22 protein-coding genes and 1 tRNA gene are annotated in these 23,171 nt (G+C 57.0%); 5 read left to right on the top strand and 18 right to left on the bottom strand.

Annotated elements, in window-relative coordinates:
- Window positions 1-24: 24 nt before the first annotated feature.
- From Q7T36_RS02745 to Q7T36_RS02685, 13 genes are all read right to left on the bottom strand, one after another.
- Window positions 25-100: transfer RNA gene (locus tag Q7T36_RS02745), tRNA-Val, on the bottom strand.
- Between the two features lie 152 nt (window positions 101-252).
- Window positions 253-735: a L,D-transpeptidase gene (locus Q7T36_RS02740; RefSeq protein ID WP_304843764.1), complete on the bottom strand. Its 483-nt coding sequence runs from the start codon at window positions 733-735 to the stop codon at window positions 253-255.
- Window positions 735-1,391 carry a TIGR00730 family Rossman fold protein gene (locus Q7T36_RS02735; protein ID WP_304843762.1) on the bottom strand — a complete coding sequence of 219 codons (657 nt, stop codon included), beginning with the start codon at window positions 1,389-1,391 and terminating at the stop codon, window positions 735-737. The genes Q7T36_RS02740 and Q7T36_RS02735 overlap by 1 nt, the downstream gene beginning before the upstream one ends.
- A gap of 54 nt (window positions 1,392-1,445) precedes the next feature.
- Window positions 1,446-2,168, bottom strand: coding sequence for a pyridoxine 5'-phosphate synthase (pdxJ, locus tag Q7T36_RS02730; RefSeq protein ID WP_304843760.1), 723 nt, complete (start codon window positions 2,166-2,168; stop codon window positions 1,446-1,448).
- Window positions 2,146-2,826: a DNA repair protein RecO gene (locus Q7T36_RS02725; protein ID WP_304843757.1), complete on the bottom strand. Its 681-nt coding sequence runs from the start codon at window positions 2,824-2,826 to the stop codon at window positions 2,146-2,148. Before Q7T36_RS02725 ends, pdxJ begins: the two co-directional genes overlap by 23 nt.
- The gene (gene era / locus Q7T36_RS02720) at window positions 2,823-3,767 is read right to left on the bottom strand and encodes a GTPase Era (RefSeq protein WP_304843755.1); all 945 of its coding nucleotides are present in this window, start codon (window positions 3,765-3,767) and stop codon (window positions 2,823-2,825) included. Before era ends, Q7T36_RS02725 begins: the two co-directional genes overlap by 4 nt.
- The gene (gene rnc, locus Q7T36_RS02715; RefSeq protein ID WP_304843753.1) at window positions 3,764-4,447 is read right to left on the bottom strand and encodes a ribonuclease III; all 684 of its coding nucleotides are present in this window, start codon (window positions 4,445-4,447) and stop codon (window positions 3,764-3,766) included. The genes era and rnc overlap by 4 nt, the downstream gene beginning before the upstream one ends.
- Window positions 4,444-4,848 carry a DUF4845 domain-containing protein gene (locus Q7T36_RS02710; protein WP_304843751.1) on the bottom strand — a complete coding sequence of 135 codons (405 nt, stop codon included), beginning with the start codon at window positions 4,846-4,848 and terminating at the stop codon, window positions 4,444-4,446. The genes rnc and Q7T36_RS02710 overlap by 4 nt, the downstream gene beginning before the upstream one ends.
- Window positions 4,849-4,873: 25 nt before the next feature.
- The gene (gene lepB / locus Q7T36_RS02705; RefSeq protein WP_304844078.1) at window positions 4,874-5,752 is read right to left on the bottom strand and encodes a signal peptidase I; all 879 of its coding nucleotides are present in this window, start codon (window positions 5,750-5,752) and stop codon (window positions 4,874-4,876) included.
- A gap of 258 nt (window positions 5,753-6,010) precedes the next feature.
- Complete coding sequence (gene lepA, locus Q7T36_RS02700; RefSeq protein WP_304843748.1) at window positions 6,011-7,810, bottom strand: translation elongation factor 4; 1,800 nt, start codon at window positions 7,808-7,810, stop codon at window positions 6,011-6,013.
- 81 nt (window positions 7,811-7,891) lie between these two features.
- Complete coding sequence (aroC, locus tag Q7T36_RS02695; protein WP_304843746.1) at window positions 7,892-8,983, bottom strand: chorismate synthase; 1,092 nt, start codon at window positions 8,981-8,983, stop codon at window positions 7,892-7,894.
- On the bottom strand, window positions 8,984-9,931 hold the full coding sequence (gene prmB / locus Q7T36_RS02690; RefSeq protein WP_304843743.1) for a 50S ribosomal protein L3 N(5)-glutamine methyltransferase: 948 nt from the start codon (window positions 9,929-9,931) through the stop codon (window positions 8,984-8,986).
- Window positions 9,932-10,069: 138 nt separating this feature from the next.
- Entirely contained in the window at window positions 10,070-10,852 is a 783-nt protein-coding gene (locus tag Q7T36_RS02685; protein WP_304843740.1) for a dienelactone hydrolase family protein, read from the bottom strand.
- 150 nt (window positions 10,853-11,002) lie between these two features.
- On the opposite strand from Q7T36_RS02685, the gene Q7T36_RS02680 reads away from it, so the two are divergent.
- Window positions 11,003-11,749, top strand: a complete 747-nt coding sequence (locus tag Q7T36_RS02680) for a DUF805 domain-containing protein (RefSeq protein WP_304843738.1) — start codon at window positions 11,003-11,005, stop codon at window positions 11,747-11,749.
- 95 nt (window positions 11,750-11,844) lie between these two features.
- Here Q7T36_RS02680 and Q7T36_RS02675 read toward each other — a convergent pair whose 3' ends face one another.
- Entirely contained in the window at window positions 11,845-13,044 is a 1,200-nt protein-coding gene (locus Q7T36_RS02675) for a ferritin-like domain-containing protein (protein ID WP_304843736.1), read from the bottom strand.
- A gap of 42 nt (window positions 13,045-13,086) precedes the next feature.
- A complete protein-coding gene (locus tag Q7T36_RS02670; RefSeq protein ID WP_304843734.1) occupies window positions 13,087-14,313 on the bottom strand; it encodes a ferredoxin--NADP reductase in 1,227 nt (408 codons plus the stop codon).
- A gap of 249 nt (window positions 14,314-14,562) precedes the next feature.
- Between Q7T36_RS02670 and Q7T36_RS02665 the strand changes: the two genes are divergently transcribed.
- From Q7T36_RS02665 to Q7T36_RS02655, 3 genes are all read left to right on the top strand, one after another.
- Window positions 14,563-15,219, top strand: coding sequence for a Smr/MutS family protein (locus Q7T36_RS02665; RefSeq protein WP_304843732.1), 657 nt, complete (start codon window positions 14,563-14,565; stop codon window positions 15,217-15,219).
- 93 nt (window positions 15,220-15,312) lie between these two features.
- Window positions 15,313-15,867 (top strand): GTP cyclohydrolase I FolE, encoded by a 555-nt coding sequence (folE, locus tag Q7T36_RS02660; RefSeq protein ID WP_370690037.1) that lies wholly within the window; start codon window positions 15,313-15,315, stop codon window positions 15,865-15,867.
- Window positions 15,868-15,966: 99 nt separating this feature from the next.
- Complete coding sequence (locus Q7T36_RS02655) at window positions 15,967-17,070, top strand: PAS domain-containing sensor histidine kinase (protein WP_304843728.1); 1,104 nt, start codon at window positions 15,967-15,969, stop codon at window positions 17,068-17,070.
- A gap of 197 nt (window positions 17,071-17,267) precedes the next feature.
- Here the strand turns inward: Q7T36_RS02655 and Q7T36_RS02650 are convergent, their stop codons facing one another.
- The 3 genes from Q7T36_RS02650 to Q7T36_RS02640 all read right to left on the bottom strand — a co-directional run bounded on the left by Q7T36_RS02650 (window position 17,268) and on the right by Q7T36_RS02640 (window position 22,027).
- Window positions 17,268-17,864, bottom strand: coding sequence for a leucine-rich repeat domain-containing protein (locus Q7T36_RS02650; RefSeq protein WP_304843725.1), 597 nt, complete (start codon window positions 17,862-17,864; stop codon window positions 17,268-17,270).
- A 641-nt stretch (window positions 17,865-18,505) separates the two neighbouring features.
- Complete coding sequence (locus Q7T36_RS02645) at window positions 18,506-18,817, bottom strand: hypothetical protein (protein ID WP_304843723.1); 312 nt, start codon at window positions 18,815-18,817, stop codon at window positions 18,506-18,508.
- Between the two features lie 270 nt (window positions 18,818-19,087).
- The gene (locus Q7T36_RS02640) at window positions 19,088-22,027 is read right to left on the bottom strand and encodes an insulinase family protein (RefSeq protein ID WP_304843721.1); all 2,940 of its coding nucleotides are present in this window, start codon (window positions 22,025-22,027) and stop codon (window positions 19,088-19,090) included.
- Window positions 22,028-22,225: 198 nt separating this feature from the next.
- Here Q7T36_RS02640 and Q7T36_RS02635 point away from each other — a divergent pair, with 198 nt between their 5' ends.
- Window positions 22,226-23,170 (top strand): DUF808 domain-containing protein, encoded by a 945-nt coding sequence (locus tag Q7T36_RS02635; RefSeq protein ID WP_304843719.1) that lies wholly within the window; start codon window positions 22,226-22,228, stop codon window positions 23,168-23,170.
- The last annotated feature ends 1 nt before the right edge of the window (window position 23,171 follow it).

The raw sequence follows: 23,171 nt of genomic DNA, 5'->3' as shown, positions 1-23,171 counted from the left end.
AATTTGGTAGAACGATACGTGACTTGGTGGGTGCTGAGGGGATCGAACCCACGACCCTCGCCTTGTAAGGGCGATGCTCTCCCGGCTGAGCTAAGCACCCGCATCGTTTCGGTGTGGGGCATTATAGATTGTTTGACTAGCGTGTCAAATCAATAATGACGAAAACATTATAACTGCCCAAAAAAAACCCAAACATAAACAAACCCATCCAACCGCCGCCCCAGAGGAACAACGCATCCGGTCTGCCCGTTCTCAGCTTTCCACAATCAGCACCGTTGTATAAACCGGCACCCGGTCAAAGAGGTCAGCCAGATCGGCATTGCGCATACGGATACAGCCATGGGAGGCCGGAACCCCCATGGGTTCAGTGTCCGGGGTGCCATGGATATAAATATAACGGCGCATGGTGTCGCGGTTAGCCAAGCGATTATGCCCCGGCTCCAGACCGGACAACCACAGGATTCGGGTCAGAATCCAGTCGCGTCCGGGATGCGCCAAAGCCAGTTCCGGCGTGTAGATTTCCCCGGTGGGCCGCCGGGCGCGAAAAACGGTATTCAGCGGCAAGCCTGCGCCAATCTTGGCGCGAATGAGGTGCCTGCCCCGTGGCGTTTGGTAGCTGCCCGCCAGCTCTCCGGCCCCTTTGGCAGCTGTTGACACGGACCAGGCCTGAACCGCCTCGCCCTCCTCGTTCAGCAACTCCATCCGCTGATCCGCAAGTGAAATCCTGAGCTCCATTACGTCCCTACCTGCATGCTGATGTGCCGGTAATAGTGTGCGATGATGATCGCCGCCGCTTCTTCCGCCGTATCGACGATCGATATCAATGACAAATCACTGCGGTCAATACAGCCCGTCCCCAGCATCGTTTTTTCCATCCAGTCCATCAAACCCTGCCAATAATCCCTGCCCACCAGCACAATGGGGAACGGATCGCTTTTACCGGTCTGGACCAGCGTCAATGCTTCGAACAACTCGTCCATGGTGCCGAAACCGCCTGGAAAAATGGCAAAGGCTATCCCGTGTTTGAAGAACAGGAATTTTCGGACAAAGAAATATCGAAAGCTGAGATTGATATCCTGATAAGGATTTGGCTTTTGCTCATTAGGCAGAGTGATATTCAGGCCGACCGACAGGGCCCCTTTCTGGAAAGCCCCCTTGTTGCCTGCCTCCATGATTCCGGGTCCGCCGCCCGTAATGACGGCCAACCCAACCCGAGACAAGCGCTCACCCAACTCCTCCGCCGAACGACACCACGGGGACTCAGGCGGCAGTCTGGCGCTGCCAAAGATATTGACGGCATGTTCGATGCGAATCAGATGTTCAATGCCGTCCACAATCTCGGACTGGATCCGCAACACACGCCATGCTTCAGGCATTTTCTTGTCAAACATGAAGTTATCTCATTTTCTTATTGTTATACATGAAAGAAAATGCGCGCCTATAGCTTAGCCTCGCGCTCGCAATATCAGTTCTTTCATCTCCCGCACGGCATCCTTGAAGCCGACAAACAGCGCATGCGCCACTATGGCATGGCCGATATTCAGTTCGTGAATTTCGGGAATGGCGGCAATGGCGGCTGCATTATGATAGTGCAGGCCGTGACCGGCATTCACCACGATACGCCCCTGAGCCAGCCTCACAGCTTCCACAATGCGTCGCAGTTCCAACTCCTGACGGCTGCCAGTGGCTTCCGCATATGCTCCGGTATGCAATTCAATGGTCGGCGCGCCGCAGGCGATAGCCGCCTCAATCTGCACAGTGTCCGGGTCGATGAACAGGGAAACATCCATTCCGGCTGAGCCCAGGCGATCGCAAGCGGCGGCGATACGCTCCATTTGGCCTACAACATCAAGACCCCCTTCCGTGGTCAGTTCCTCACGACGCTCGGGAACCAGACAGACATGCTCGGGCTGCACGGACTCGGCAAAGGCCAGCATCTCGTCCGTGACGGCAATTTCCAGATTCATACGTGTTTGCAGCATTTGCTTCAGCAAACGGACATCACGTTCCTGGATGTGACGGCGGTCTTCTCGCAGGTGCAGGGTAATGCCGTCAGCACCGGCCTCCTCGGCCAGCAAGGCGGCATGCAATGGCTCAGGATAACGGGTGCCGCGCGCCTGACGAAGGGTGGCGACATGATCAATATTAACGCCCAGCAGAATGCTCATTTTTGGTCCTCATCCACAATTCCCGGCTTTTCAGCGGTTTGTCGCCCAGATGCTCGGCCAGCGCCCGACGCATGATTTGTCGTGCGGCCATCCGGGTTTCATCCCGGGCGTAATCAGCAACAGCAATAGCTTGCAGTATATCGGCAGTCCATCCTTCCGCACACGCCACCATGCCGGTTCCCGGCTCAAAGCGATAGTACTGCCCGGCCTGTAACGGATGCCCGTCATCATCCTGATCAAAAGTTATGCCGTAACCCATGGCCGCCAGCAATTGCTTTTCAAACTCACGCAATCCCGGTTCCAGGGTGGCGCGCACCCCCAATGTCCCCAACAGACCGGAATAATTGGCAAACAGGGTGGGATGCGCCTCATCCGGCGGCAGCAGGCGGACCAGCAGTTCGTTGAGGTAAAAGCCGGCAAACAGCGCTTCCCCATGCAGGGACAAAGGCAGGCCCGCCTGTTCGCAGTGGGTCATGGTCTTTAGGGTGGAACGCCCGCGCCAGCGGACCAGGCAGGGTTGAAACAAGGGGACAGAAGCGCGTCCGACGGCGCTGACACGCCCCTGCTCCAGAGTCCACAAGTCCACCAGACGGCTTCTTTCCTTGTAGGGACGCGTGTGCAGCAGGAAGGCGTGGCAGAACTCGCCGCCGGCGGTCATATATCGCTGTAGCCCAGACTTTTCATGGCGCGGATATCATCAGACCAGCCGCTCTTGATCTTCACCCAGAGCGTCAGCATCACTTTGCGGTCGAACATTTTCTCCATATCCAGCCGGGCTTCCTGACCAATCAGCTTCAGGCGCTGCCCGCCTTCACCGATCACAATGGCCTTCTGTCCGGCGCGCTCAACATAGATATTGGCATCTATGCGCAGCAGCTTCCCTTCTTCTTTGAAGCTTTCAATTTGCACGGTCAGGTCGTAGGGGATTTCGTCACCCAGTTGGCGCATGACTTTTTCACGGATCATTTCGGCCGCCAGAAAGCGCTGCGAACGGTCAGTGATCTGGTCTTCACCATAAAGCGGGGGCGCAAACGGCAGGAACCGGCTGACCAGGGCGTGCAAGGATTCGAGATTGTGACCACGCAAGGCCGACACCGGCATGACCTCCACAAAGCTGCGCTTGGCGCTGATGGCGGCAATATGCGGCAGCAGCTTTTCCTTGTCCGCCAACGAGTCCACTTTATTGATCAGCAAGACGACAGGCGTATCAATACGCTGCAACTTTTCCAGCACCAGTTCATCATCGGGTGTCCACTTCAGACCATCCACGACAAACAGCACCAGATCAATATCCTTCAATGCCGATTCGGCCGCCTTGTTCATGTAGCGGTTAATGGCGCGCGGTTCCTTCTTGTGCATGCCCGGCGTATCCACATAGACCGCCTGTACATTGCCTTCCGTGACAATCCCGAGGATGCGGTGCCGTGTAGTCTGCGGTTTGCGGGAGGTAATGGAGAGCTTCTGGCCCAGCAGGTGGTTCAGCAGCGTGGATTTACCGACATTGGGCCGCCCGACAATGGCCACGAAGCCACAACGAAAGTCGGGGGTCGGCGCGGTGGTTTGTTCCGAACCGAAAAAACTGTCAATGACATCACTCATGCTTCAATTCCCAGCTGTTTCAACATAATGACTGCCGCTGCCTGTTCGGCATAACGACGGGAGGCGCCTTCGCCTTCGACGAGGGGTTCGCCTTCGACTTCGCAAGACACCCGGAACTGCTGGTCGTGGTCTGCGCCGCTGACCTCCAGCACCAGATAGACCGGAAGCGGCCGCTGGCGGGACTGCAGGTATTCCTGCAAACGGCTTTTGGGGTCCTTGGATGGAGAAACCTGCTGCACATTAACCAGATGCTCGCCATACCAGCGCAGGACGCATTCACGACAGGTCCGAATATCGCCTGAATCCAGGAAAACAGCGCCCAGCAGCGCTTCGAAAGTGTCGGCCAGAATGGAGTCCCGGCGGAAGCCGCCGCTTTTGAGTTCGCCTGACCCCAAACGCAGGTACTCGCCGATATGCAGCTCACGGGCCAGACGGGCCAGCATGTCCTGATTGACCAGACTGGCGCGGAGGCGAGTCAAACGGCCTTCTTTTTCCTGCGGGAATTGCCGAAAGAGGTATTCGGCAACCAACATCCCCAGTATGGAGTCGCCCAGAAATTCCAGGCGTTCATTGTTACGGTTACCGCTGACGCTGCGATGGGTCAGAGCCAGCTCGAACAGGGTCGGGTCCTGGAAGGTGTAGCCCAACCTCCGCATCAAAACCAAGGGACTCGGGTTCATTCAGCCTCTGCGGGGGCCAGTTCGATGCCATTCGGATTTTCTGATGAGAATGACCGGCTGAAAGTAGCCGCCACATCCATGTTACCCATCAGGGGCCTACGATCCTCATACTGCAAGTCAACGACTATCTTATCGCCCTCGCGGCGGATTTTCATCAAGTCCTCAATCTTGCGCTCACCCATGCCGTTCATGCTCATGGCCGTCAGCATGCTTTGGTAAAAATCCTTCGTGTTCAAACCGTCAATATTGGGCTCATCAAACCGGCCGGCAATGATTTTGGTCATGGTGTAATAGTCCAGGTAAATGGGACCAATGGTTGCACCGACCTTGATGGCCATGGCAAAAAAACTGATACCGAAGACCACACCCCAATAGGAAATGCCTTTTTGACGACCCTGCATGCTGTTTACCCCTTTAATTGTTGGTTTATTGAACCGGGCCGTTACGCCCAAAGGTTGGCAGGTTCAGGCCCGGATCCTTGTGAATCCAGATATAGACCGCCTTGCCGACAATCATCCGGTCAGGAACGGCCCCCCAATAGGCATTGTCCGCCGGATTGAAAATACAACCGGTCAATTCGCTTTGTGAACACCAGTAGCGGCTGTCCTTGCTGTTGTCCCGGTTATCGCCCATCATGAAATAATGGCCTTCAGGCACCACAATATCCAGCACCCGGCGACGGTTTTCGCTGCCGGCCTCCTGACGCGTCGTGTGCTTGACGCCGCCCAGGTTCTCTTCAAAATACATTTCCCAAGGATCAACTGCGGGTTCCTGCCGGATCAGCCGCCGCGTTGCCAGCTCCCCGTTGACATACAGATCCCCGTTGACGTCCGTCCGGATACGGTCGCCGGGCACGCCAATTACCCGCTTGATGAAATTCATGGTGGGCCGGGGGGGAAACCGGAACACCATGATATCGCCGCGTTGCGGCTTGCCAACCGGAATAATTTCCGTACCGGTCACCGGCAGGCGCAGGCCGTAAGCATATTTATTCACCAGAATATAGTCACCAACTTCCAGCGTTGGCAACATGGAACCCGACGGAATGGTAAATGGCTCGACCAGAAACGATCGCAGCACCAGCACAATGGCCAGTACCGGGAAAAAGGAATGTGCATATTCCACCAGCGGGGGCTCGGTCCGCAGCGCCGGCGCCAGCGGAGACGTGGCGTACTTGACCAGGTCGAGGGCATGGCGCTGACGGATACGACGGGTCAGCAGCACATCCAGCAGCCAACCCAGCCCGCAAAGAAAAGTCGCTATGACCAGCACCAGCGAAAAGTCGATATCGACCCGACCCAGCATGGCCAACGCCAGCAGGCCCAACAAACTGAGTCCGCTGCCCCAGCGGATAACTTCTATATAGGCCGGTGTGGCAACCAGGGCAATGGACAAGCCTTCTTCGTCCAGCGCACCTGTCCGGTATGACCTCACCAGCGCAGCCTGGCGTCTGGGAAGCATCACGAAGGTCTCAACACTCCAGGCCAGCAGGCTGGACGCCAGCACTGCCAGCAAACCGGTCAACAACAAGGTCATGCTCATGGGTATCATCCAATCCGGGGCTTATCGTTCGACCTTGAGGACGGCCAGGAAGGCCTCTTGCGGAATTTCCACGCTGCCAACCTGCTTCATGCGCTTCTTGCCCTCTTTCTGCTTGTTCAGCAGCTTCTTCTTACGCGACACGTCGCCGCCGTAACACTTGGCCAGCACGTCCTTGCGCATCGCTTTCACTGTGGAACGGGCAATGATCTGGCTGCCGATGGCGGCCTGGATGGCGACATCGAACATCTGGCGGGGAATAAGCTCTTTCATCTTTTCCACCAGCGCCAGACCGCGATGACGGGCATCGTTGGCGTGGCAGATCATGGCCAGCGCATCCACCTTATCGCCGTTGATCAGCACATCCACCTTAACCAGCTTGGAGGCTTCAAAACGTACAAAATTGTAATCGAGCGAGGCAAAACCGCGCGATGTGGATTTCAGGCGGTCGAAGAAATCCATCACCACTTCAGCCAAAGGCACTTCATAGGTCAGGGAGACCTGATTGCCCAGGAACTTCATGTCCTGCTGCACGCCACGACGCTCTTCACAGAGCTTGATGACGTTGCCCAGATATTCCTGAGGCACCAGGATATGACACTCGGCAATGGGTTCGCGCAGCTCGTCCACGGTGCCGCCTTCCGGCATCTTGGAGGGGTTATCGACAAACACCACCTCACCGTTGCGCCTGACGGCTTCGTAAACAACCGTCGGCGCAGAAGTGATCAGGTCGAGGTCATATTCCCGTTCCAGCCGCTCCTGCACGATTTCCATGTGCAGCATGCCCAGGAAGCCGCAGCGGAAACCGAAACCCAGGGCATCGGAGGATTCCGGCTCAAAGAACAGCGCTGAATCATTCAGCTTGAGTTTTTGCAGGGCTTCGCGGAAGGACTCGAAATCGCTGGAATCAATGGGGAACAGGCCGGCATAGACCTGCGGCTTCACCTGCTTGAAACCGGGCAGCATTTCCACATCAGGCGTGGCGGCCAACGTTAGCGTGTCGCCAACCGGAGCACCGAAAATATCCTTGATCCCGGCAATGATGAAGCCGACCTCGCCTGCTTCCAGATGGCCGGTTTCAGTGTGCTTGGGAGCAAAGACGCCGACACTGGAAACCGGGTGGCTCTGACCGGTGCTTTTCACCAGGACCTTGTCGCCCTTGCGGATGCGGCCGTGCTTGACGCGCACCAGCGACACCACGCCCAGGTAATTGTCGAACCAGGAGTCAATGATCAGGGCCTGCAGTGGAGCGTTGCAGTCACCCACGGGAGCCGGAATGCGGGCAATCAGGTCCTCCAGCAGATCTTCCACGCCCAGACCGGTCTTGGCGCTGACGCGGCAGGCGTTTTCCGCCTCAATGCCGATGATTTCTTCAATTTCCTTGATCACCATTTCCGGATCGGCCTGCGGCAGGTCGATCTTGTTGAGCACGGGCAATACTTCCAGCCCCTGTTCAATGGCGGTGTAGCAGTTGGCGACCGATTGCGCTTCAACGCCCTGGGCGGCATCCACCACCAGCAAAGCGCCTTCACAGGCAGCCAGCGAACGGCTGACCTCGTAATGGAAATCGACATGACCGGGCGTGTCAATGAAATTGAGCTGGTAACGCTCGCCATTGCGGGCAACATGGTACAACGTCACCGAATGCGCCTTGATGGTGATGCCGCGCTCACGCTCCAGATCCATGGAATCCAGCACCTGCGCCTGCATTTCCCGGTCGGCCAGGCCGCCGCAAATCTGGATGAAGCGGTCGGCCAGCGTGGACTTGCCATGGTCGATGTGGGCGATGATGGAAAAATTGCGGATGTGGGAAATGTCAGTCACTGCTTGACCCGGGTCACGAAAAAAGATTGGGCATTCTACCCGAAGCGGACGGAATCAACAAAGAATGCCCTTTCTTTATTCTCAGGGGGCAATCGGACTCAACGGCGGCACCACATCGGCATTCTGGCCGCGATGGCGCAGGAAATGATCCATCAGCACAATAGCCAGCATGGCCTCGGCAATGGGCGTCGCCCGAACACCGACGCACGGGTCGTGCCGGCCCTTGGTCACCACCTCCTGCGGATTCCCGGCCAGATCAATGCTCTGCCCCGGATTGGTGATGCTGGAAGTGGGTTTCAGGGCAATGGTCACCACAATCGGCTGGCCGCTGGAAATACCGCCCAGCACGCCGCCGGAATGGTTGGCGGTAAAACCCTGCGGCGTCATTTCATCACGGGCCTCGTGCCCTTTCTGGCTCACCACCTCAAAACCGTCGCCAATGGCCACCGCCTTCACGGCGTTGATGCTCATCATGGCGTGGGCAATATCGGCATCCAGACGGTCGAACACCGGCTCACCCCAACCCACAGGCACGTTGTCGGCAACCACCGTCAGTTTCGCGCCCACGCTGGTGCCTTCACGTCGCAAATTGGTAATCACCTCTTCGAACTTGACCACGGCTTCACGGTCGCCGCAGAAGAACGGATTCTGGTTGACATAATCCCAGTCCAGTTGCGTCGCCTTGACATCGCCGATCTGCTCGACATAGCCGCGCACGCGCACACCGAATTTTTCCAGCAGATATTTCTTGGCGATAGCCCCTGCCGCGACCCGCATCGCGGTTTCCCGCGCCGAGGAACGTCCGCCGCCGCGATAGTCGCGGAAGCCGTATTTCTGAGTGTAGGTATAGTCCGCGTGACCGGGACGGAAAGTGGTGGCGATGTTGCCATAATCCTTCGATTTCTGGTCGGTATTCTCGATCAGCAGGCCGATGGGCGTGCCGGTGGTCCTGCCTTCAAACACCCCGGACAGAATTTTCACCACATCGTCTTCACGACGCTGGGTGGAGAACTGCGAGGTGCCCGGCTTGCGCCGGTCGAGGTCAATCTGCAGATCGGCTTCGGTCAGGGCCAGGCCGGGGGGAACGCCGTCGACAATGGCGCCCAGCGCCGGACCGTGCGACTCGCCAAAGGTAGTGACACGGAACAGTTGTCCGATGCTGTTGCCCGCCATTTACACGGCCTCCTGAAACTGCGGTTGAAACCGGCGGCATTCTTCCGCCGTCAATACGAAAACCCCGGAGCCGCCGTTCTCGAACTCCAGCCACTGGAACGGCACATCCGGGAACGCCTGTTCCAGCGCCCAGGCGGAATTACCGACCTCCACAACCAGCAGGCCGTCATCCGACAGGTAGTCGGCGGCTTCGGCCAGAATACGGCGGGTAATCGACAAGCCGTCCGGACCGGCTTCCAGCGCCAGCTCGGGTTCACGGGTGAACTCCGGCGGCAGGTCAGCCATGTCACCGGCATCCACATAGGGCGGATTGCTGACAATCAGGTCGTATTGCTGGCCGGGCAACTTGCTGAACACATCGGATTCAATCAGGTTGACCTGTTCCAGCAGATCATGATGCTCGACATTGACGGCGGCCACGGACAGGGCATCCAGCGAGATGTCGGTGGCATCCACCAGGGCCTCGGGAAAGGCATGGGCGATGGCGATGGCGATGCAGCCCGAGCCGGTGCACATGTCGAGAATGCGCTGCGGCTCATTGACGCCCAGCGAGGCAAAACGCTCGTTGATCAGTTCAGCAATGGGCGAACGCGGCACCAGCACGCGCTCATCCACATAAAAAGGATGGCCGCAGAAATAAGCCAGGTTCAACAGGTAGGCCAGCGGAATACGGTCGTTGACGCGTTTTTCCAGCAACTCGACGATGCGGCGGCGCTCACTGGGCAGCAGGCGCGCATCCATGATTTCAGCATCGGCATCCCAGTTCAGCGACAGGGTCTGCATGACCAGCGCGGTGGCTTCGGCAAAGGGGTCTTCGCTGCCGTGACCAATGTGCACATCGGCGCTGCGCAGGCAGGTGACGGTGAAGCGGATAAAATCGCGAATGGTGTGCAACTCGGCGACGGCTTCCTGAAACAGGGTCTGGGGGAGGATGACGGCCTCTTCCACGCTGGATTCCTCAATGGGGGATATAAAGGGGCGATTGTAGCAGCAAAGCCATGCCCCCTGTAGGTCGGGCTTCAGCCCGACAACACTCTCCGATCGAAGGGTATTGTCGGGCTGAAGCCCGACCTACAGGGATGGAGCTTATTTGAAGATTGTGTTCAGGAAGACCCGCAATTCCTCCCATGACGCCTTGTCCGCTTCTGCATTGTAGGCAATGGGCATGCCAAACTTCTTGGCGATGTCATCCGCACCTGGGTTAGTGAAACTATGCTTGGCGCCCGGATAGCTGATGACGCGGTAATCTGCCTGGGCGGCTTTCATTTCTTCATCAAATTTGGCTACGGCCTCGGCGGGCACCATGTTGTCATCAGCGCCGGTCATCACCAGCACTTTCGACGTGACTTTTCCGGGTTGGGCGGGTTGCCATGCGCCCAGGGCACCGTGGAAACTGGCGACACCCTTCAACGGTTCGCCCTGACGCGCCATGTTCAGCACCACCGCACCGCCAAAGCAGTAACCAATGGCTGCCAGCTTCTTGCTGTCGCTATGCTTGTTGGCCTTGAGCAGTTTTTCAGCCGCACGGAATCGGGCGCTGGTCTGGTCGGTGTTTTTGGTGGCTTCCTGCATGAAGGCCATGGCGTTATCGGGATGGTTGGCGTGCTTGCCGTCACCATACATGTCCACGGCCATGGCGACGTAACCAGCTTTGGCCAGCTGGTCGGCGCGGGAACGGGCGTAGTCGTTGAGCCCCCACCATTCATGCACCACCAGCACGGCGGGACGCTTGCCCTTGAACTGGTCGTCATACACCACATAACCTTTCATTTTGACACCACCACCGGTATAGCTGACATCCTTGCCGTGCAAGGCGGCCAGAGATTGCCCGGCAATGAGGGTGAGTCCGAGTAACCATGCCTTGTTCATGACTGTGCTCCTTGAGGTGGGGGTTTAAATGGAAAGCTATAAGATTTTGGAAGGGAATGCACGTGGACAGATAAAGTCCTGGAGTTCGAACCTTTACCTCCCCAGCCAAATCAGCTATAAAACGGGCAAAATTTACTAAGGATATCACTGATGGATACGCAAAACCCCTATCAGGGCCCTGCCCGCACCGAATCATTAACCCCGACCATTGGGAACACATATGAGCCACGGGTTTTTGCCCTGGAAGGCCGCATCGGACGGCTGCGCTATGTGGCTTACTATACTGCCTCGATGCTGGTTATCGTTCCGATTGCCGTGATAGCGACAGTCGTAGGCAAAATTGGCGGAGAAACCCCGGCGGTCGTGCTGCTGGGCGTGGGCATACTTGCCGCACTCGTGCACATGCTGGCACTGGGCGTGCGCCGCCTTAATGACCTGAATCGCTCCGGCTGGCTGCTGTTGCTGATGGCTATCCCTCTGGTCAACTTGCTGTTGAGCCTCTACATGTTTTTTGCTCCCGGAACAACAGGGGGCAACAACTACGGCCCGGAGCCGACACGCAACGGCAACTTCGTTTTCATTGGCGCGCTGCTGATGCCTATACTCGCCGTGGCCATGACCCTGTATGCGCCGTCCATGAAAAAGGGCAATGCCGCCGCTGTACAAGCGGAAGCAGCCACAATTCAGGAAGCGCAAGCCATGGAATCTGCAGATGCCGAACCTCAGATGGCAGAACCGGCAGTCTCAGAACCCCGGATGGCTGAACCGGCTGAAGCGGCAGCTCCGGCCATGGCGGCTCCGGCATACGCCGCCCCTGCCTATGAGTCGGCGCCGGACGTATCAGAGGAAAACAGTCAGACTGAAGATGATTCCGAGCGGAGCGCTTACGGGCGTTAAGCATCCCCACTCCTTCCGCAACATGCACAAGTGTTCAAAGCACTTGTGCCGCCAACGCAAAATGGGCCCTTGACCGGGCCCCTTTCATACTCCCTTTAAGCCGCCCTCGCCCGATCCAGATCTGCAATCATCTGCTCGCCCGTCAGCTCCGGGGCCGCCAGACCATTGAAGTACTGCCCCATGCCTGCCGCCTCGTAATGCGGGCGCATGCGCGGCGTCAGCAAGCCGATTTCCCGGATATTCGGCACCAGGCGCGTCAGCATGATATTGCGGAAACGCTGCATGCCCGGCGATGTCGTGACCAGTTGCCGCCATTGCTCACGCGTGACGCTGGTGCCGCCATACCAATCGTCGTAGACCTCATAGGCCATGAAACGGTTGCGCATCAGCAACGCCACTTCATAAGCCCAGTCTTCACGCTCCTCATGCTCCTTGGTGCTGATGTGTTCGGAAAAATGCTCTTTCAACGCCAGCACGCCGTAATGCACATGACGGGCCTCATCCTGGATCACATACTTCAGCAATTCCTTCAGCAACGGCTCGCGGGTGTTCTGGTAGAGGAAACCGAAAGCGCCCAGCGCCAGCCCTTCCACCATGATCTGCATGCCCAGGAACTTCATGTCCCAGCGGGAATCGGTCATCAGCGCATCAATGATCACGAACAGGTTGTCGTTGATCGGATACATCTTGCCCAGCTTCTCGCTAAGGTAACGGTGGAAGACTTCCACATGACGCCCTTCATCCACCACCTGCGTGGCGCCGTACAACTTGCCGTCAAAAAACTGCACCGATTCCGTGACCTGCGAGGCGGCCAGCAATGCACCCTGCTCGCCATGCAGGAACTGCGACAGCATCCAGCTGGAGATCGAGTGCATCATCTTGGTCTGCTCGGACTCCTTCAGCGTAATGCCCACTTTCTTGGCGGCGGCCAGATCAACCATGTCCAGCGGCGCAACGGGGACATTCGGATCAAAGGGATCGACCGAGGTATGCCACGGCAGGCTGGAACCGTTCCACTGGCCCAACTTGGCGCGTTCGTACAGCTCGTGCATTTCCGGATGGTCATGCGGGTAGGTCCAGTTGAAATGCGCGGTATGGTTGGCCTGCATGTCCGAGGTGTCATTCAGCTTGCCGGACTTCAGCAGCAAGCCACGCACAGCGGACGGGGCCATGGTGCGCAGCACATTCGGGTTCTTCATGGCAACGAAGATTTCAGCGGCTTCCAGCACTTCGTCCACACGGTTCTGTACACGGGTGGGCAGGATATGGCGGATGCGTTCCAGTTGTTCGTACATGGCGTTAACTCCAGTGAGACAATCGGGTGTTTGTTGTTTTATTCAGTGGCTCTGGGGCGGATCTATTTCGAAGCTGACCGGGGTGCAGGCTCGGGCGATACACGACAGCGCGTAGTGCTGCGCCTTTTCTTCGGGCAGCAGGCAATTGGGTTCAGGCATGTCCACTTCGCCCTGGGTAATCTTGACGCGGCAACGGCCGCAACCGCCCAGCGTGCAGGAAAACTGCACCGGTGCACCGGCGGCCAGACCGGCTTCCAGCAGGGTTTGTCCGGGCTGGGCGGTGGCAGTCCAGCTTTTGCCGCTCAGCGTGATTTCCACAGGCTGCGCGGTAAAACGGCTGGCATCGGCGGGGCCGGCGGACGGCGTGAATTTTTCCTGATGGAAGCGCGAAGCCGGAAGACCGCGTGACAGCACTTCTTCTTCCACGCCCTTCATCACCGGCTCGGGACCGCAGGTGTAAACCTCCAGTTCCGGCAACGGGTTGTCGATGAGGATACCGTCCAGCAACCGGGCAAAGGTGGCGCGATCCAGACGGCCCACTTCACCCTGCCACTCCTCCGGCGGCGTTTCCAGCACATGGGTAATAGACAGGCGCTCGTCGTATTCCTGCTCCAGCATGCTCAGGGCATCGCGAAAAATGATGTCGTCCAGGCTGCGGTTGCCGTACTGCAGGTGAATGCGGGTCAAGGGCTCGGTTTCCAGCAGGCTGCGGGTAATGGACATCAAGGGAGTAATGCCGCTGCCCGCGCCCACCAGCACCATATTTCGGGCCTGGGAGGCATCTGGTGTGACCGTGAAGTTACCGGACGGGCCCAAGACGCGGAGGGTGTCCCCGGCTTTCAAGTGGTCGTTGATCCAGTTCGAGACCAGACCTCCGGCAACCCGCTTCACGGTAATGGCCACCTTGTCGCCATGGTGGGCAGCGCTGGAAATGGAATAGGCGCGGCGGTATTCCTGACCGTCGATGGTCACGACGACGGTATAAAACATGCCGGGACGGAAATTGATGGCCTGACCATCCGGATTGGCCAGCACCACGCTGACTGCATCGGCGGTTTCACGCACCACGTCTGATACCAGCAGACTGGAAGGCAGTAACAGCGGCTGGGCTTGTACGGCCGGACGGCGAACCGCCGTCAGGTCATAGGTGCGGTAAAGCTGCGGCTTCCCGGATTTACCCCGCCCTTTGGATTTCTTCAGGCCCAAGGTATGCAGGGCCAAATTCACGGCGTCACGGCGCAAGGTATTTAGTGTTCTGAACAAGGCCATGCCTAACCCCTCTCATGTACAAATGTAAATTAAACTTTATGCGCCAATGTTGTAGGACAATCGGTCTGTTTAACTGAATATCCGGTTTTTTTAGCAAGCGCGCAAGCACTTTTGTTAATCTTGACAGCAATCAATGTAACAATTGAAAGTGTCTCTCATTGCGGCATTGCGGCGCCCGCCCTCACAGCGGCGGCATGAGGTAGAATGGAGGCCGACGTTCTCTCCGAATATGTAAATCGCCTTCGTCCCATGAAAAGCAAACTGCTCAATGATTTGAAAAAAAGCCTCACCGCCGAACAAAAGGCTCCAGTGAAGCCCGTTGCCGCACCAAAACCCCGCCAGGAAGAACCTGACGAGAAAACCCTGTGGCAACGCGCCCTGAACGGGGTGAAGCCGCTGGCTACCGAAGCCACCGCCCCGCTGCACCTGCCCCGTCCGGACAAGCAGGAAATGTTGATGCGCCGCGCCCGTGCGGAAGGCGAACGCGAAATGGACAATCTTGGCATTTCCGACACGCAGGCGCTGATGAACCCGGTGGCCAGTGAAGCGCAACTCGCCTTCCGCCGTGTGGGTGTGCAGGTGGGCCAGTTCAAGAAATTGCAGGACGGACAATTGGTCTGGAAGGCCGCCGTGGATCTGCACGGCTGCACCGTGGAACAGGCGCGGATGGCTGTGCTGCAACTGATTGCCGATGCCCGTGCAGAAAGCATCACCGTGGTGAAGATTGTGCATGGCAAGGGCTATAGCCTGGATACCGGCGGCTCATTGCTGAAGACATGCGTCAACGGCTGGCTGCAACAGCACCCCGCCGTGCTGGCTTTCTGCAGCGCCACCTCCAAGGATGGCGGCAACGGTGCGGTGCTGGTGTTGCTGAAACGACAGGCTCCCGCTGCGAATGCTGGATAATCCACAGATTGCACCCCGAGACTGGAATTCGGGGTTTGTAACCTTTACCCTGTGCCCGCTTTCCGCTAGGGTGCGCCTACCCGTCCGCTTTGTATGAGACAAACCATGGAAAAAGCCTACGCTTCGATCATCAGCGCCGTTGGCGAAGACCTGACCCGCCCCGGTCTGGCCGATACGCCCAAACGCGCCGCCAAAGCCTTCCAGTACCTCTGCAAGGGTTATCAGGACGATCTGGACACGCTGGTCAACAACGCTATTTTCCCGTCGGACAACGACGAGATGGTGATTGTGAAAGACATTGAGCTGTATTCCCTGTGCGAACATCACCTGCTGCCGTTTATCGGCAAGTGCCATGTCGCCTACCTTCCGGACGGCAAGGTGCTGGGCTTGTCCAAATTTGCCCGCATCGTGGACATGTACGCGCGCCGCCTGCAAATCCAGGAAAACCTGACCAAGCAGATTGCCGACGCCGTGTTGCTGGTGACCGGGGCCAAAGGCGTGGCCGTGACCATTGAAGCCAAGCACATGTGCATGATGATGCGCGGTGTGGAGAAACAGAATTCGGTGATGAAGTCGTCGGTGATGCTGGGCCGGTTCCGCGACAGCCCGCAGACCCGCAACGAATATCTCAGCCTGATTGGTTGCTGAGATTGCGCCCCCGGCCGTGATTGTCGCCGGGGGCTGTACAGCCTGCCATTCCCTGCTATCCTGTTTGTCCTGATGTCCCCCACATAATAACTATAATTCATGAACAGCCAGAACATGCTGGACGCGTTGATGAACAACACGAACCGGCTGATTTACTTCAAGGATCTGGAAGGCCGTTATACCTTCGTCAACCGTGAGTGGTTGCGCAAAGCCTTTCAGGACGAACACAACGTCATTGGCCGCACCGACCCGGAGCTGTTTGGGCCGGAATGGGGAGACCTGTTCCGTCGCAACGACCTGAAGGTGCTGCAAACCCGCTCCCCCCTTGACTTTGAGGAGCAAATCACTTTGCCGGACGGCACGGTGATCATCCACCAATCCATCAAGTTTCCGGTTTATGACAATCAGGGTTCGCTGTGCGGCACCGGCGGCATTTCTTCGGACATTACCGAACGCAAGCACCTGGAAAACTCGCTGAAGCTGTCCAACCAGACCAAGGACAAGTTCTTTTCCATTATTGCCCATGATTTGAAAAACCCGCTGAACGGTTTGCTGGGCCTGACGGACTTGTTGCTGGACGATTATGTTCTGGCCAGCCCGGTGCAGATTGAGAAGGAACTGCGGCTGATCAACCAGACCACCAAGGTGCTGCACAATCTGCTGGACAATCTGCTGACCTGGGCGCGTTCCCAGACCGGATTGCTGGAGTTTCGGCCTCGAAGCCTGCCGTTGTGTGCGTTGGTGCAGGAATGCGTGGAGCTGGTGCAGCCTTCGTTGCAGGCCAAGAATTTGAGGCTGGAAATTGAGTGCGATCAGGGTTTGCTGGTGCATGCCGATCCGCAGATGACCTCCACCATTTTGCGCAACTTTCTGGCGAACGCCATCAAGTACAGTTTTCCGGATAATACGGTGCATCTTTCCGCCCGCCACGGGGGTGATCAGGTGGTGGTTGAGGTCAGGGATGCCGGGATCGGGATTTCGGCGTCCCGTATGGACAAGCTGTTTCGGCTGGAGAGCAAGTCGTCGACGCCGGGCACCGGGGGGGAATTGGGCAGTGGTTTGGGGTTGCTGTTGTGCAAGGATTTTGCGGAGCGGCAGCAAGGGCGGGTGGAGGTGAGCAGTGAGTTGGGTAAAGGGACGGTTATGCGGGTGTTGATTCCGCATGGGGGAGCGGAGGCTATCGGGAATTTGAATGTGGCTTGAATGGCTCTCCGCAACAATCCTGCGTAGGGGCGCAGTGCCTGCGCCCTCTCGACCGAGCACGCTGTTTTTGCCGAAAATGCCCTCCTGTTCGATGGAGATGGGCGCAAGAATTGCGCGCCCAAGAGGCGAAATCAAGACGGGTCAAACGGCGCTCATCTATTGCTTTGACCACTATTTCCTTTATTCGTTGCACTGACCTATTTTTGCCCTTCATATTCCTTGCGCCCCCAAACATCCACAATTCCAGGAAAAAATTTCCGAATTCTGATCGCCTCATTTTCACTGAAACAATTTCCAACAAGTCCAAGCTTTTTCAATTTACTGAGCGCCCTGAATTCTTCAGGAACCAACGACAATTTATTATCAGATGCATACAACTCTTTTAAGTTTTCTAATTGTCCAATTTCCATTGGAAGCGAATGAAGATTATTATTACCAATTTCCAATCTTTTTAGATGATAAAGTCTATTAATATCTGAAGGAATGGCTGAAATATCTGTTCCTCGTATAGTTAATTCTCGCAACTCGCTAAGCGAACAGATCCATTCTGGGAATTCATTTAACGGAACATTTAATATCCGCAATACGCGAAGCTTTTTCAATGATGCAATATCTAACGGAATTATCGATGCAGTAGACCAGCTTATGTCAAGATTTTTCAGGCTGGTAAATTGTGAAAAACGGCCTTCATAACTTGAAATATCAACATTCCAGAGCCGAAGGTATTTTACTCTCTTAGGTTTATTTTCTGCTTCTTCCACCGAGGCATAATATTTATTACTGAATAGCATCATTCCCTGTCTCCCCCTCACTGGAATACCTAAATTTCCGCGCAAGTACAAGCTCAAAAAAAATCGGTAATCACTGAATCTGAAAATATTTATGTTGCTCTGTTCCTAATTTCCTACTAATTTCCCTACCACCGCCCGCCGCATCCGCTCCGGCAACAAATACACTACCGCCACCCGCTGCAAATCCGCAATACTCACCTTCAGTAAAGCCGATCGCATCTCCCGACTCTGCTCCGGCGAACGCCCGTACAACGCATTATGGAAATGCACTGCACAACCATTTGTTGCTCTGACCGTATTTTCCTATCCTTTTATTGATGAAGCGTTTGTTGATAAGCATCCAATGATCTACAATTACCCACCTCAAGTGTTACGCTATCATTATTTTTAGAAGTACACTTAACAATTTTTCTATCATTGCCATCTCGTGCAGACAACGGAATAACTGGCTGCACTTGCGTCCTAATATCAGTCGCCGCTTTACATTCCCGATGCGTCAAATAGCTATAAGACCCATCCACAGCTGTGCATCTTGACATATCCGAAGCTAATGCTGAAGGCACCAAAAACAGTAACAATAACCCTAAATTTATTTCACAATTATTTTTCATATTAACCCAAAAATAAAGGCAAGTATAACTTTTTTACAGAAACACACTCATGACTGTAACAATTAAAATAGATGACACAATAATCACCCCTGTGCCTAGAAAAAACTTCTTTGTTGAATTTAATTTCGACCATGAATCTTCGACCTCAGAAATAGGCTGATTGGATATTAATTCAATTAAACCTACCAGCGCAACCATAGCAGGAAGACACATAATTATGACTCCTCCTATCCCAGCAGGATATAAACCAAATGGGTAGGTATTTGGATGAGCTATCCAGGATACAATTTTAGCAAAAATCAAAGCCCCGAAAACCAGCTCAAAAAATCCAATAAACCTAATCATTACTAACCCTTTCACTACGACGACGCAATTCGCCATAAATAAAATCAGCCCAGAATGGATTTCCTTTTATAACCTACCCTTTAATATCAGCAGCTTACTCATTTATCCTAAAAAAACCGGCTCTCGGTGACCGAAGCCCAACGGACTACGCTCCCCGAAAACTAGCACCACAACTATCTATCGTCAACCGCCTCTCTCTTGAAAAAATCCATCTCAGCAAACAACAGGGAACCCCGCCGCCCATCTCCGGCGCAAGATTCCCCCAAAACCTCAAATCTTCTCCACCACAAACCCCATCTTCTCCAACACCCCCGCCTGCCCATGCGGCGCCACCACCGCCCTCCTCATCCGCTCCGGCAACAAATACACCCCCGCCACCCGCTGCAAATCCGCAATACTCACCCTCAACAACGCCGACCGCATCTCCCGACGCTGCTCCGGTGAACGCCCGTACAACGCATTATGGAACGCACTGCGCGCCTCACCCGACGGCGACAACGGCTTGTCCAAAGAAGCAATAATCCCAAGAATCGCCTCCTCCAACTGCCGCTCCTCATGCGCGTTTTCCTGCAACCACACCAGACTGGCCAGGAAATCCGCATACGTCGCTTCCAAACGCGGATCGCGATAGGAAAAGAAACGGAACGCACAGGCATTGCTGTCATAACCCGCCCCGCCGCCATACGCACCACCCTGCTCGCGAATGGCCCGATGCAGGAAACCGTTACGCAGGAAACCGCCCAGCACCATGAACGCCGGAGCATCCGGATGGTTCACCGGCACCGCCGGATACGCCGCCGCACAGAACTGCACCTGACTGTTCACCAGCCACGCAAAATCACGCGGCGCATCGGCAGGCACACCGCTCACCACACCGGCAGCAACCGCACCCACCGCCTGCAGCGGCGTGTCTTGCCACACCTTCTGCAGCTCGGCCACCAGACCGGGCAAACGCTCCTGCTCGGCAATCAGCAAAAACTGGCGCGGGGCAGCCAGCACCTTGGCATGCAGCGCTTTCAGCGACGCCAGCAACTCCGCAATCCCGGCCTCCTCCTGCACCGCCAGCACCTGCTTGCGCAAACGCGGCAAGGCCGGCAAGCCGGAAATACGGTATTCCATGGCCGCCACCGCGCTCATGCCATGACTGGCGGTTTGCATGGCCAGGCCGTGGCCGCTGTCGGTAATGCTGGCCTCAAAACGCGCCTTGCGCTGACCCAGAAACTCCCGCACCCGCTCGCTTTCCTCAAACCGCAAATCCTGCAGGCTGGTGCGCACCAGCTCAAAACTGTCGGCGTGGTAATGCAGCGCCTTGCTCGACACCACCAGATGCCCTTGACCATAAAGGGGATTGTCCAGCGAAGTGCGCATGCTGAGGCCCATGCGTACACCGCCGCTGACCCGCGACTGCCATTGCTGCATGGCCAGATAATCGTTTTCCCCGGCGCCCAGCTCGCTGAGCAGACCGGCGTACAAGGGCAACAGCACCTGCTCGTCGGCATCCAGCAGCGGCAGGTCAATGATAATCTGGTGATAGAACAGGCCGTTGGTGCCGGCGGCAAACGTAGTCAGCGGCATACTTTGCCCGGCCAGCGTCAAGGTGGTGGTTTGGCCTTCGGCAATCTTCAGGTCGGCCGGAACATCCACCAGACCCACTTTCGGCAAAATGCTGACATCGTCCACCATGGTCTGGCGTTCGGTCAGGGCCAGGGCGCGGTCGATAATGGCCTGTTTTTCCGACTCGGGCAGCTGCGACTGGATCTTGGCCAGACGCGCCGCTTCCGCCGCCTGCTGGCGGGCGCTGAGGCCGGTGTCGGGCTTCAGGGTGAGGCGGACACGGTGCGGATTATCCAGCAGGTTCTGTTGCAGCAGGCCGCGGATATAGTCCGGATTGCGGATCGATTCGCGCATTTCCGCCAGCACCGCATCCACATCCCACAGCGCCAGCGGGTCGCTGTCCTGCAAGGCGGCGCTGAGGCCGTTGAGGATCAGTTGCAGGCCATAGGGATAAGAGTCGCCGCCGATTTCCCGCTGCGACAGTTCTACCTGATGCAGCACGGCTTCCACATCTTCCTGCGGCACGCCCTGTTCCGCCACTTGCTTCAAGACAGCCAGAATCCCGTCTTCAATTTCCTGGGCCTTGTCGGCGGCGCTGCCTTCCAGACCGCAGCTGAAGCTCATTTCGCGGCCATTGTCGTCCAGCCCGCACATCGGCGATGGCGACTCCCCCAGCCCGCAGGTTTCCAGATACAGGCGCAACGGCGAGGCGGAGTTTTCCAGCAGCACGCCGTTCAGCAAATGCATGGCCAGACGGTCGCGCACGTCGGCGGTCTGGCCCAGCAGCCAGCTCAGCACCACATGGCACTTTTCACCGTCATCGCCTTCGTCCAGCGGATAGAACTCTTCCACCGTCACCGGCGCCAGATAACGCTTTTCATCACGGCCGCGCACCGGCTCGGAGGCTTCAAAATTGCGCAGCGCCTGATCTTCAAAACGCGCCTGCAGTTCGGCGGCGGGAATGTCGCCATAGGTCATGAACACGGCGTTGCTGGGGTGATAATGCTTGCGGTAGAAAGCCAGCAGGTCGTCATAACCCAGTTCGGGGATTTCAGCGGGATCGCCCCCGGAATTGAAGTGATAGGTGGTGGTGGGAAACACGTACTTGTTGAGCACGTCAGAAAGAATGCTGTGCGGGGAGCTCATGGCCCCTTTCATTTCATTGAAGACCACGCCCTTGTACACCAGCGGGCTGTCCGGGTTTTGCGGTTCGGTGAACTCGACGCGGATGCCTTCCTGCGCAAAATCCAGCGGGTCCAACCGGGCGAAGAACACGGCGTCCAGATACACCGACAGCAGGTTGTCGAAATCCTGGCGGTTCTGGCTGGCGAAGGGATACGCCGTCCAGTCGCTGGAGGTGAAGGCGTTCATGAAGGTATTCAGCGAACGGCGGATCATCAGGAAGAACGGGTCACGCACCGGGTACTTCTGCGAACCGCAAAGCGCGGTATGTTCCAGGATGTGCGCCACCCCGGTGGAGTCCATGGGCATGGTGCGCAGCGCCACCAGGAACACGTTTTCGGGGTTGTCCGCCGCCAGATGGTAGTGCATGGCGCCGGTCTGGATGTGCCGGTATTCCTCCATTTCCAGATTCAGGGAAGGAACGGGAACCTTACGGCACAATTCAAAGGCGGGATGCGTGGCGGCAACGGTCACAGGCGGACTCCGGAAACAGGATGGCAAGGAGGATGATTATCCGGCTGGGGCCGTCAATGTAAACAGCGCATGGCCGGTTTTTGCGGAAATGATACGCAATGACGAACAAGACCTGTCCCTGAACGGCAAAAGCGGCGAAAGGCTCCGCAAATTTCGCTAGAATCCGCTTCCAACCCAGAATCCCCACGGAGCACAACCATGGCCTCCAGCCTGCTGGCGCTGATTGATGACATCGCCACCCTGCTTGACGACGTTGCCCTGATGAGCAAGGTCGCCGCCAAGAAAACCTCCGGGGTGCTGGGGGACGATCTGGCGCTGAACGCCCAGCAGGTGGCCGGGATTCAGGCCGACCGCGAGCTGCCGGTGGTCTGGGCGGTGGCCAAGGGCTCGTTGCGCAATAAAGCCATTCTGGTGCCAGCGGCGCTGGCCATCAGCGCGCTGCTGCCCTGGGCCATTACGCCGTTGCTGATGCTGGGCGGCCTGTTCCTGTGTTTCGAGGGCTTCGAGAAGCTGGCGCACAAATACCTGCATGGCGCAGAGGATGAACAGCATCACGCCGAGAAGATCGAGGCGCTGGCCAATCCGGCGGTGGACATGGTGGCGTTCGAGCAGGAAAAAATCAAAGGCGCGGTGCGCACCGACTTCATCCTCTCCGCCGAGATCATTGTCATTACCCTGGGCACGGTGTCCAGCGCGCCCTTCACCAGCCAGGTGATGGTGCTGAGCCTGATTGCGCTGATCATGACTGTGGGCGTGTACGGTATTGTCGCCGCTATCGTCAAGATGGATGACGCCGGTCTGTATCTGAGCCGTCGTCCCGGTGAAAGCCTGGCGGCCGGGTTACAACGCCAATTCGGGGAACTGTTGCTGAAGGCTGCGCCGCTGTTGATGAAAACCCTGTCGGTGGCGGGAACCGTGGCCATGTTCATGGTCGGCGGCGGCATCCTGATGCACGGGGTGCCGGGCGCGCATGAGCTGTTCCATCATCTGGCGCATGGCTTGTCGGGTGTTCCCGGCGTCGGTGGCGCGCTGGCGGCCGTTACACCCAGCCTGCTGGATGCCGTGTCCGGCGTCCTGGCCGGGGCGCTGGCGCTGGCCGCTGTCACGGCAGCCGTCAAGTTGACGGCTCTGATCCGTCGCTGAG

The organism is Fluviicoccus sp. (genome assembly GCF_030646115.1).
Lineage (GTDB): Bacteria > Pseudomonadota > Gammaproteobacteria > Pseudomonadales > Moraxellaceae > Fluviicoccus.
The sequence above is the reverse complement of the archived record's forward strand: the minus strand, read 5'-3'. Positions and strand labels throughout refer to the sequence as shown.

Bases quoted from the DNA above. Each gene is read 5' to 3' on its own strand.
- lepB (WP_304844078.1), bottom strand. From the start codon at position 5,752: ATGCTGGGTCGGGTCGATATCGACTTTTCGCTGGTGCTGGTCATAGCG.
- Q7T36_RS02665 (WP_304843732.1), top strand. From the start codon at position 14,563: ATGAAAAGCAAACTGCTCAATGATTTGAAAAAAAGCCTCACCGCCGAA.
- Q7T36_RS02675 (WP_304843736.1), bottom strand. From the start codon at position 13,044: ATGTACGAACAACTGGAACGCATCCGCCATATCCTGCCCACCCGTGTA.
- Q7T36_RS02680 (WP_304843738.1), top strand. From the start codon at position 11,003: ATGGATACGCAAAACCCCTATCAGGGCCCTGCCCGCACCGAATCATTA.
- Q7T36_RS02670 (WP_304843734.1), bottom strand. From the start codon at position 14,313: ATGGCCTTGTTCAGAACACTAAATACCTTGCGCCGTGACGCCGTGAAT.
- Q7T36_RS02685 (WP_304843740.1), bottom strand. From the start codon at position 10,852: ATGAACAAGGCATGGTTACTCGGACTCACCCTCATTGCCGGGCAATCT.
- Q7T36_RS02710 (WP_304843751.1), bottom strand. From the start codon at position 4,848: ATGCAGGGTCGTCAAAAAGGCATTTCCTATTGGGGTGTGGTCTTCGGT.
- Q7T36_RS02735 (WP_304843762.1), bottom strand. From the start codon at position 1,391: ATGTTTGACAAGAAAATGCCTGAAGCATGGCGTGTGTTGCGGATCCAG.
- Q7T36_RS02645 (WP_304843723.1), bottom strand. From the start codon at position 18,817: ATGATTAGGTTTATTGGATTTTTTGAGCTGGTTTTCGGGGCTTTGATT.
- Q7T36_RS02740 (WP_304843764.1), bottom strand. From the start codon at position 735: ATGGAGCTCAGGATTTCACTTGCGGATCAGCGGATGGAGTTGCTGAAC.
- aroC (WP_304843746.1), bottom strand. From the start codon at position 8,983: ATGGCGGGCAACAGCATCGGACAACTGTTCCGTGTCACTACCTTTGGC.
- Q7T36_RS02725 (WP_304843757.1), bottom strand. From the start codon at position 2,826: ATGACCGCCGGCGGCGAGTTCTGCCACGCCTTCCTGCTGCACACGCGT.
- rnc (WP_304843753.1), bottom strand. From the start codon at position 4,447: ATGAACCCGAGTCCCTTGGTTTTGATGCGGAGGTTGGGCTACACCTTC.
- Q7T36_RS02650 (WP_304843725.1), bottom strand. From the start codon at position 17,864: ATGATGCTATTCAGTAATAAATATTATGCCTCGGTGGAAGAAGCAGAA.
- folE (WP_370690037.1), top strand. From the start codon at position 15,313: ATGAGACAAACCATGGAAAAAGCCTACGCTTCGATCATCAGCGCCGTT.
- Q7T36_RS02635 (WP_304843719.1), top strand. From the start codon at position 22,226: ATGGCCTCCAGCCTGCTGGCGCTGATTGATGACATCGCCACCCTGCTT.
- era (WP_304843755.1), bottom strand. From the start codon at position 3,767: ATGAGTGATGTCATTGACAGTTTTTTCGGTTCGGAACAAACCACCGCG.
- pdxJ (WP_304843760.1), bottom strand. From the start codon at position 2,168: ATGAGCATTCTGCTGGGCGTTAATATTGATCATGTCGCCACCCTTCGT.
- Q7T36_RS02655 (WP_304843728.1), top strand. From the start codon at position 15,967: ATGAACAGCCAGAACATGCTGGACGCGTTGATGAACAACACGAACCGG.